The sequence below is a fragment of the Streptomyces sp. NPDC002825 genome, from assembly GCF_040295385.1.
Classification (GTDB): domain Bacteria; phylum Actinomycetota; class Actinomycetes; order Streptomycetales; family Streptomycetaceae; genus Streptomyces.
In genome coordinates, this window is the sequence record NZ_JBEOVH010000053.1 from 24,142 (window position 1) to 32,065 (window position 7,924).

The window sequence follows — 7,924 nt, forward strand, 5'->3', positions numbered from 1 at the left end:
ACCGCGCCCGGGACGCTGTTACTGACGTGACGGCGCCCCGGGCGTGGTGACCGTGCGACAGGACGCTGTCGCCACCGTGATGCCAGAGTCGAGAGAGATGAGGGAGATGTCCGTGATGCACGGTCTTGCGGCGTCCATGGCCCCGGTCCTCTTCAAGGCCGCCTGCCCCGACTGCCGCTCGCGCTTCGAACTCTCCGCGAGCGCCCTGCGGCTCGCCATCGGCGCGAGCCGGCGCACCACCTTCTACTCCTTCACCTGCCCCGAGTGCGGCAGCTCCGTCCGCAAGCCCGCGGGCGAGCGCATCGTCGAACTCCTCACCGGCGGCGGCGTCCGCACCCTGCGCCTCCACACCACCGTCTGAACGATCCGTACGCGCCCAGCGTCTAGGCTCAGCACATGTTCTGGCCCATGCTCGCCATCGCCATCGCCCTCGGCTTCCTCGGCCTCGCCGTGCTCGGCGTCCTCGCCGTCCGGGTCTTCCTGGAGGTCCAGCGCCTCGGCCGTCAAGTGGCCCGCACCACACAGCGGATCCAGCAGGCCGCCGAGGAGCTCGAGACCGCCGCCGTCGGACTCGCCAGGACCGGCGAGACGCTCCGTTGAGCACGTGCCGTACGCTGCGGGAAGGGCCCGGTTAGGGCCCGCGGGACGCAATCGGGAGTATGCACGGGCATTGCCCCGCGTTTACTCCTGCGGGTTACGATCGCAGGCAGCGCGGTGGCCGGACGCATGTCCGACCCGCCGGGCACGCACTCCATGTCGCCTCGGTGAAGAAGGTAAACAGCTATGGGTAGGCTCGGCCCCACCGAGATCATTCTGATCCTCGTCGTCGTGATCCTCCTGTTCGGCGCCAAGAAGCTCCCGGACATGGCCCGCTCCCTGGGCAAGTCGGCCCGCATCCTCAAGAGCGAGGCCAAGGCGATGAAGGCGGACGACCAGCAGAGCGCCCCCGCCGACCCGCCGCACGCCGGCACGCAGGAGCCCGCCCCGCGTACCATCCAGGCCGCTCCCGGTGACGTGACCAGCGCGCGTCCCGTGACCGAGCCCTCGGACACCACCAAGCGCTGACCCGGTCCGCCGCGGCCGCCGCACCGGGCGGCGGCCTGCCGCACGAGATGAGGACGTGGGTTGCCCAAGTCTGCCCGCAAGCAGGAGAAGGATCCCGAGGGCCGGATGCCCCTCGTGGAGCACCTGCGTGAACTCCGCAACCGACTGGCGAAGGGTCTCCTCGCCATCGCCGCGGTGACGATCGTGGCCCTCGTGTACAGCGAGGAGCTCATGCAGTTCCTGACGCGTTCGGTGCCCACCTGCGCACCGAACGTCACCAGTGACGGCGGCAACTGCGCGATCGTCTCCTTCAACACGCTGATGGCGCCCTTCAGCACGACGATCCAGCTGTCCCTGACGGCGGGTCTCGTCGTCGCCAGCCCCGTCTGGCTCTACCAGCTGTGGGCCTTCATCGCGCCCGGCCTGCACAAGAACGAGAAGAAGTACACGTACGCCTTCGTCGGCGCGGCCGTGCCGTTGTTCGCCGCCGGCGCCTACCTCGCGTACCTCATCCTCCCCGTCAGCGTGAAGGTCCTCATCAGCCTCACGCCCGAGGGCTCGGCGAACATCCTCTCGCTCGGCGACGTGCTCGACTTCACCCTGCGCATGGTGCTCGTCTTCGGCCTCGCCTTCGAGCTCCCGCTCGTCCTGGTGATGCTCAACCTCACCGGAGTCCTCACGGGCCGCCGCATGGCCGGCTGGTGGCGCGGTGTGATCATGGGCGTCTTCGTCTTCGGCGCCGTCATCACCCCGACCACCGATCCCGTCGGCATGATCGCCCTCGCCGGACCCATCACGATCCTGTACTTCGGGGCCGTCCTCTTCTCCCTCCTCAACGACCGGCGACGCCGGCGCAGCAACCCCGATGCCGAGCTCGACGACGACGAGGCCTCCTCGCTCGACCTCACCCCCGAGGCGGTCGGGGCCGTCGAGCCCGTCAGCGCCTCCCGCGCCCTGCCCGAGCAGGCCACCGGGGAGCACGGCGGAGCGAGCGCGCACCGGCTCAACGGTTACGACGACATCACCTGACGCCGAAGAGCGCGACCTGACCGCGCAGGGCCCCCGGACTCGGTCCGGGGGCCCTCGTCGTTCCCCGGCACCGTGCCCGGGGGCCCGTGCCCTTGCCGGAACCGGGCGCCAGGGCCTGTGCCCTTGCGCGGAACCGTGGGTGGGGGATCCCTGTCCTTGCCCCGCAACCGTGGGCCGGGGATCCCTGCCCCTGCCCCGCAACTGTGGGTCGGGGATCCCCGCCCCTGCCCCGGAACCGAGCCCTCCGCATCCCCTCGATAAAGATCGCGTCACTGTCACAGGTGGCGGGTAGGCTCGACAACAAGATGACAGAGGACCTCACACCAGCCCAGGCGTACGCGGCCGCCCTCGCCCGCAACGCCGAGCAGCGCACCGCACTGGCCCCCTTCCGCGAGCTGTACGACTTCGGTCTGGACCCCTTCCAGATCGAGGCGTGCCAGGCACTCGAGGCGGGGAAGGGCGTACTCGTCGCCGCGCCCACGGGCTCCGGCAAGACCATCGTCGGCGAGTTCGCCGTCCACCTCGCCCTCACCCAGGGCCGCAAGTGCTTCTACACGACGCCCATCAAGGCGCTGTCGAACCAGAAGTACGCCGACCTCGTCAAGCGGTACGGCCCCGACAAGGTCGGCCTGCTGACCGGTGACAACAGCGTCAACGGCGACGCCCCGATCGTCGTCATGACCACCGAAGTCCTCCGCAACATGCTCTATGCGGGATCCCAGGTCCTCTCCGGCCTCGGATACGTCGTGATGGACGAGGTCCACTACCTCTCCGACCGCTTCCGCGGCGCCGTCTGGGAGGAAGTGATCATCCACCTCCCCGAGTCCGTCACCCTCGTCTCACTCTCCGCGACCGTGTCCAACGCGGAGGAGTTCGGCGACTGGCTCGACACCGTCCGCGGCGACACCGAGGTCATCGTCTCGGAGAGCCGCCCCGTCCCCCTCTGGCAGCACGTCCTCGCCGGACGGCGGATGTACGACCTCTTCGAGGAGGAGACCGACCACGGCGGCCGCGGCGCCTCCCGGCGAGAGGTCAACCCCGACCTCCTCCGCCTCGCCCGCACCGAGAACACGCGCACGTACAACCCGCGCGACCGGCGGCGCGGCAAGATGGTCCGCGAGGCCGACCGCGAGCGCGAGCGCCGCCAGCGCTCCCGGATCTGGACCCCCGGCCGCCCCGAGGTCATCGAGCGCCTCGACGCCGAAGGGCTCCTGCCCGCGATCACCTTCATCTTCAGCCGCGCCGGATGCGAGGCCGCCGTCCAGCAATGCCTCTACGCCGGACTCCGGCTGAACGACGACGAGGCGCGGCTGCGCGTCCGTGAGATCGTCGAGGCGCGCACGGCCGCCATCCCCAGCGAGGACCTCCACGTCCTCGGCTACTACGAGTGGCTCGAAGCGCTGGAGCGGGGCATCGCCGCCCACCACGCCGGCATGCTCCCGACCTTCAAGGAGGTCGTCGAGGAGCTCTTCGTCCGCGGCCTCGTCAAGGCCGTCTTCGCCACCGAGACCCTCGCCCTCGGCATCAACATGCCCGCGCGCACCGTCATCCTCGAGAAGCTCGTCAAGTGGAACGGCGAGCAGCACGCGGACATCACCCCCGGCGAGTACACCCAGCTCACCGGCCGCGCCGGCCGCCGGGGCATCGACGTCGAGGGCCACGCCGTCGTGCTCTGGCAGCGCGGACTCGACCCCGGCCACCTCGCCGGACTCGCCGGAACGCGCACGTATCCGCTGCGCTCCAGCTTCAAGCCCTCGTACAACATGGCGGTCAACCTCGTCGACCAGTTCGGCCGGCACCGCTCCCGCGAGCTGCTCGAGACCTCCTTCGCCCAGTTCCAGGCCGACCGTTCCGTCGTGGGCATCTCGCGCCAGGTCCAGCGGAACGAGGAGGGACTCCAGGGCTACCGCGAGGGCATGACCTGCCACCTCGGAGACTTCGAGGAGTACGCGCGGCTCCGCCGCGACCTCAAGGACCGCGAGACCGAACTGGCCCGGCAGGGCGCCGCCCAGCGCCGCGCCCAGGCCGCCAGCTCCCTGGAGAAGCTCAAGCCCGGCGACGTCATCCACGTCCCCACCGGCAAGTTCGCGGGCCTCGCCCTCGTCCTCGACCCGGGCATCCCGGCCGGCCGCACCAACGGCCACCGCGGCTTCGAGCACCACGACGGGCCGCGTCCCCTCGTCCTCACCGCCGAGCGGCAGGTCAAGAGGCTCGCCTCGATCGACTTCCCGGTCCCGGTCGAGGCGCTGGAGCGGATGAGGATCCCCAAGTCCTTCAACCCGCGCTCCCCGCAGTCCCGCCGCGACCTGGCCTCCGCCCTGCGGAGCAAGGCCGGGCACATCAACCCCGAGCGCCACCGGCGGCAGCGCGCCGCCGCGGCCGACGACCGCGAGATCGCACGGCTGCGCACCGAGATCCGCGCGCACCCCTGCCACGGCTGCGACGAGCGCGAGGACCACGCCCGCTGGGCCGAGCGTTACCACCGTCTCCAGCGCGACACCCAGCAGCTGGAGCGGCGCATCGAGGGCCGTACGAACACCATCGCCCGCACCTTCGACCGGATCGTCGCGCTCCTCACCGAGCTCGACTATCTGCGCGGCGACGAGGTCACCGACAACGGCAAGCGGCTCGCCCGGCTCTACGGCGAGCTCGACCTGCTGGCGAGCGAATGCCTCCGCGACCGGGTCTGGGAGGGCCTCAACCCGGCCGAACTCGCGGCCTGTGTCTCTGCGTTGGTGTTCGAGGCCCGGCAGGCCGACGACGCCGTCGCACCCAAGCTGCCCACGGGCAACGCCAAGGCGGCGCTCGGCGAGATGGTCCGGATCTGGGGCCGCCTGGACGCCCTCGAAGAGGAGTTCAAGATCAACCAGGCGGAGGGCGTCGGCCAGCGCGAGCCGGACCTCGGCTTCGCCTGGGCGGCCTACCAGTGGGCCTCGGACAAGAGCCTGGACGAGGTGCTCCGCGAGGCGGAGATGCCCGCGGGCGACTTCGTCCGCTGGTGCAAGCAGGTGATCGACGTCCTCGGGCAGATCGCCGCGGCGGCGCCGAAGGAGAACAGCACGGTCGCCAAGAACGCCCGCAAGGCCGTGGACGCGCTGCTGCGCGGCGTGGTCGCGTACAGCTCGGTGGGCTGACGGTCCGGTAGTTCTGAGGGCCCGTGGCGCGTGCGCTGCGGGCCCTTGGCGTGCCGTGGTGGGGTTCCGCCTCGGGGGGCTTGCGTGGGTTCGCTTCTGTCCGTCCGCCTCTGCCCGTCCGGCTCTGTGCGCCGGCCTCGGGGGATCGACCCCTGACATGTTGGCGACAGGGGTTGTCCACAGGTCGTTGTCCACAGGGGTGGCGCGGGGGACGGGGCTTCCGCTTGCATGGACTCGCAAGCAGGGAAAGTCAGTTGGGGAGGGGAACGCGGATGGCCACGCAGGCAGGTCCGGACGCCGGGACGCGAGACGAAGGGCAACGGGCGGAGGGGTTGGAGGCGACGGAGGCGACGGAGCCGACGGAGCCGACGAAGGTGTCGGAGGTGTCGGAGTCGGCGAAGGCGTCGGGCGGTGGGGCGGCCGGCGGCGGGTCCAGTGTCGTCGTCGTGGACGGGCCGCGAGGTGTGCCGCTCCTCGGCAACCTCCCCGCCTTCGGCAAGGACCCCCTGGCCTTCTTCGAACAGCTCAGGGAGCGCGGGGACTTCGTCCGCTGGCGCTTCGGCCGCGGCCCGGCCCTCTTCATCGCCCACCCGGAGAACATCGGCGAGCTCCTCACCGAGGTCGAGCGCACCTTCGACCAGCCCGACCTGGGCATCGCGTTCCGTACGCTGCTGGGCAACGGCGTCGTCGTCTCCAAGGGCGCGGACTGGCGGCGCAAGCGGTCCCTCGTCCAGCCGTCCGTGCGCCCCAAGCAGGTGCGGTCCTACGCGGCGACGATGGCCGAGTGCGCCGTCGCCCTCGCCGACCGCTGGAAGGACGGGCAGCGGGTCGACATCAAGAAGGAGATGGCGGCCCTCACCCAACTCGTCGCCGTGCGCACCATCTTCGGCGTCGACACCGCGGCCGACGCCGAATCCATCGGCCGGGCGATGGACATCGCGCAGAAGGAGATCGGGGCCGAGTTCAGCGGCATCGGAGCCCTGCTGCCCGACTGGGTGCCCACCCCGGGCCGCGCCCGGATCAAGAAGGCCACCGCCGTCATCGACGCCGAGGTGTCCCGGGTGGTCTCCCGGCACCGGGACGGCGACGGCGACCGTCCGGACCTCCTCAGCCGGCTTCTCGCCGCCCGCGACGAGACCGGGGCCAGCCTCTCCGACCAGGAGATCCGCGACGAGACGGTCACCCTCTACATCGGCGGCCACGAGACGACCAGCTCCACCCTCGTCTGGGCCTGGTACCTGCTGTCCCGCAACCCCGGGGTCCGTGACGCCCTCACGGAGGAACTGGACCGGGTCCTCGCCGACCACGAGCCCGGGTACGACGACTACGCCTCGCTCACCTACACCCAGGCCGTCGTCAAGGAGACCCTCCGCCTCTACCCGACGATCTGGCTCCTCACCGGCATCGCCAAGGAGGGCGCCACCCTCGGCGGCACGCCCGTCCCCGCCGGTACGCGTGTCTGGTCCAGCCAGTGGGCCACCCACCGGGACCCGCGCTGGTACGGCGATCCGGAGGCCTTCCGCCCCGAGCGCTGGCTGACGGGGGAGGACGGCGAACCGGCCGAGCAGATACCGGAGTACGCCTGGTACCCCTTCGGCGGCGGGCCCCGCGTCTGCCTGGGCACCCGTTTCGCCCTCGTCGAGGCGGTCCTCGTCCTCGCGGTCCTCGCCCGCCGCTTCCACCTGGACGTCACGACCGAGGAGATACGCCCGGTCCCGAGCCTGACCCTCCAGCCGGACCGGGACGTCCTGGCCACGGTGCGCACCCGGAACTGAGACCCGGCGGGGTGGGCGGCTATCGTCGCCGAATGGCTCAGGATCCCGGGAAGTTCGACAGCGCGATGGCCACTTGGCAGGAGTGGCAGGAGGCGCCCTGGGGGCGCCTGCGCTACACGCTCGCCGAGGCGAACCTCATGCGGGACCTTGACGAGGGGCCCGGGGGCGGGCCGCTGCGGATCCTCGACCTCGCGGGCGGGGACGGCGGCGACGCGATACGGCTCGCCGCGCGGGGCCACCACGTCACCGTGGTCGACCTCGCACCGGCCATGCTGGCCGCGGCCGGGGCGCGCGCGGCGGAGAGGGGGCTGTCGGAGCGGGTGACGTGTGTCCTGGCGGATGTGCACACGCTTCCGGCGGACATCGCAAGGGGCGGCTTCGACGTGGTGCTGTGCCACAACCTCCTGCAGTACGTGGACGACGTGGCCGTCACGTTGGCGACGGCGCTCGCACCGCTGAAGGAGGGAGGGCTGTTCTCGATGATGGCCATCAACCGGCATTCGGCGCCGCTGAACATCGCCGTCCGGGAACTGGATCCTGCCGCAGCCCTGGCCGCACTGGACAGCGATCTGCTCCGGAACGAGATGTTCGACTCCGAGCTGAGGCTCCACACGGCGGAGGAGATCATCCCGGTCCTCGGGGACCTCGGCTGCGGGGAGGTGCGGCACTACGGCATCCGCAGCTTCTGCGACTACCTGACGGACGACGCGCGCAAGTACGACCCCGTGTACTACGCGGACCTGGAACGCCTGGAACTCGCCACGACGGCGCGACCCCCGTACATGTACACGGCCCGCCTCTTCCAACTCACGACCCGCAAGCGACGCACGTCCTGACAACCCGCGGCCCCCGTTGTGGGCAGGCGTTCCTCCCCCAGACTTCGTCCGGGAGGTGCCCCCAGGGCGGAACGGGTGGGCACAACGGACGGCGCCCTTGCCGGCG

Annotated in this window: 7 protein-coding genes; all 7 read left to right on the forward strand. The window is 71.1% G+C overall.

The window, feature by feature from the left end; all coding sequences use genetic code 11:
• Positions 1 to 97 precede the first annotated feature (97 nt).
• The 7 genes from ABT041_RS37595 to ABT041_RS37625 all read left to right on the forward strand — a co-directional run bounded on the left by ABT041_RS37595 (position 98) and on the right by ABT041_RS37625 (position 7,818).
• Complete coding sequence (locus ABT041_RS37595; protein WP_351193281.1) at positions 98 to 361, forward strand: CpXC domain-containing protein; 264 nt, start codon at positions 98 to 100, stop codon at positions 359 to 361.
• A gap of 35 nt (positions 362 to 396) precedes the next feature.
• Positions 397 to 600 carry a hypothetical protein gene (locus tag ABT041_RS37600; RefSeq protein ID WP_351193283.1) on the forward strand — a complete coding sequence of 68 codons (204 nt, stop codon included), beginning with the start codon at positions 397 to 399 and terminating at the stop codon, positions 598 to 600.
• Between the two features lie 183 nt (positions 601 to 783).
• A complete protein-coding gene (gene tatA, locus ABT041_RS37605) occupies positions 784 to 1,065 on the forward strand; it encodes a Sec-independent protein translocase subunit TatA (RefSeq protein ID WP_041128368.1) in 282 nt (93 codons plus the stop codon).
• Positions 1,066 to 1,170: 105 nt separating this feature from the next.
• Positions 1,171 to 2,073 carry a twin-arginine translocase subunit TatC gene (tatC, locus tag ABT041_RS37610; protein ID WP_351193296.1) on the forward strand — a complete coding sequence of 301 codons (903 nt, stop codon included), beginning with the start codon at positions 1,171 to 1,173 and terminating at the stop codon, positions 2,071 to 2,073.
• A gap of 305 nt (positions 2,074 to 2,378) precedes the next feature.
• On the forward strand, positions 2,379 to 5,207 hold the full coding sequence (locus ABT041_RS37615) for a DEAD/DEAH box helicase (RefSeq protein ID WP_351193286.1): 2,829 nt from the start codon (positions 2,379 to 2,381) through the stop codon (positions 5,205 to 5,207).
• 272 nt (positions 5,208 to 5,479) lie between these two features.
• The gene (locus ABT041_RS37620; RefSeq protein WP_351193289.1) at positions 5,480 to 6,982 is read left to right on the forward strand and encodes a cytochrome P450; all 1,503 of its coding nucleotides are present in this window, start codon (positions 5,480 to 5,482) and stop codon (positions 6,980 to 6,982) included.
• Between the two features lie 32 nt (positions 6,983 to 7,014).
• Positions 7,015 to 7,818 (forward strand): class I SAM-dependent methyltransferase, encoded by an 804-nt coding sequence (locus ABT041_RS37625; RefSeq protein ID WP_351193292.1) that lies wholly within the window; start codon positions 7,015 to 7,017, stop codon positions 7,816 to 7,818.
• The last annotated feature ends 106 nt before the right edge of the window (positions 7,819 to 7,924 follow it).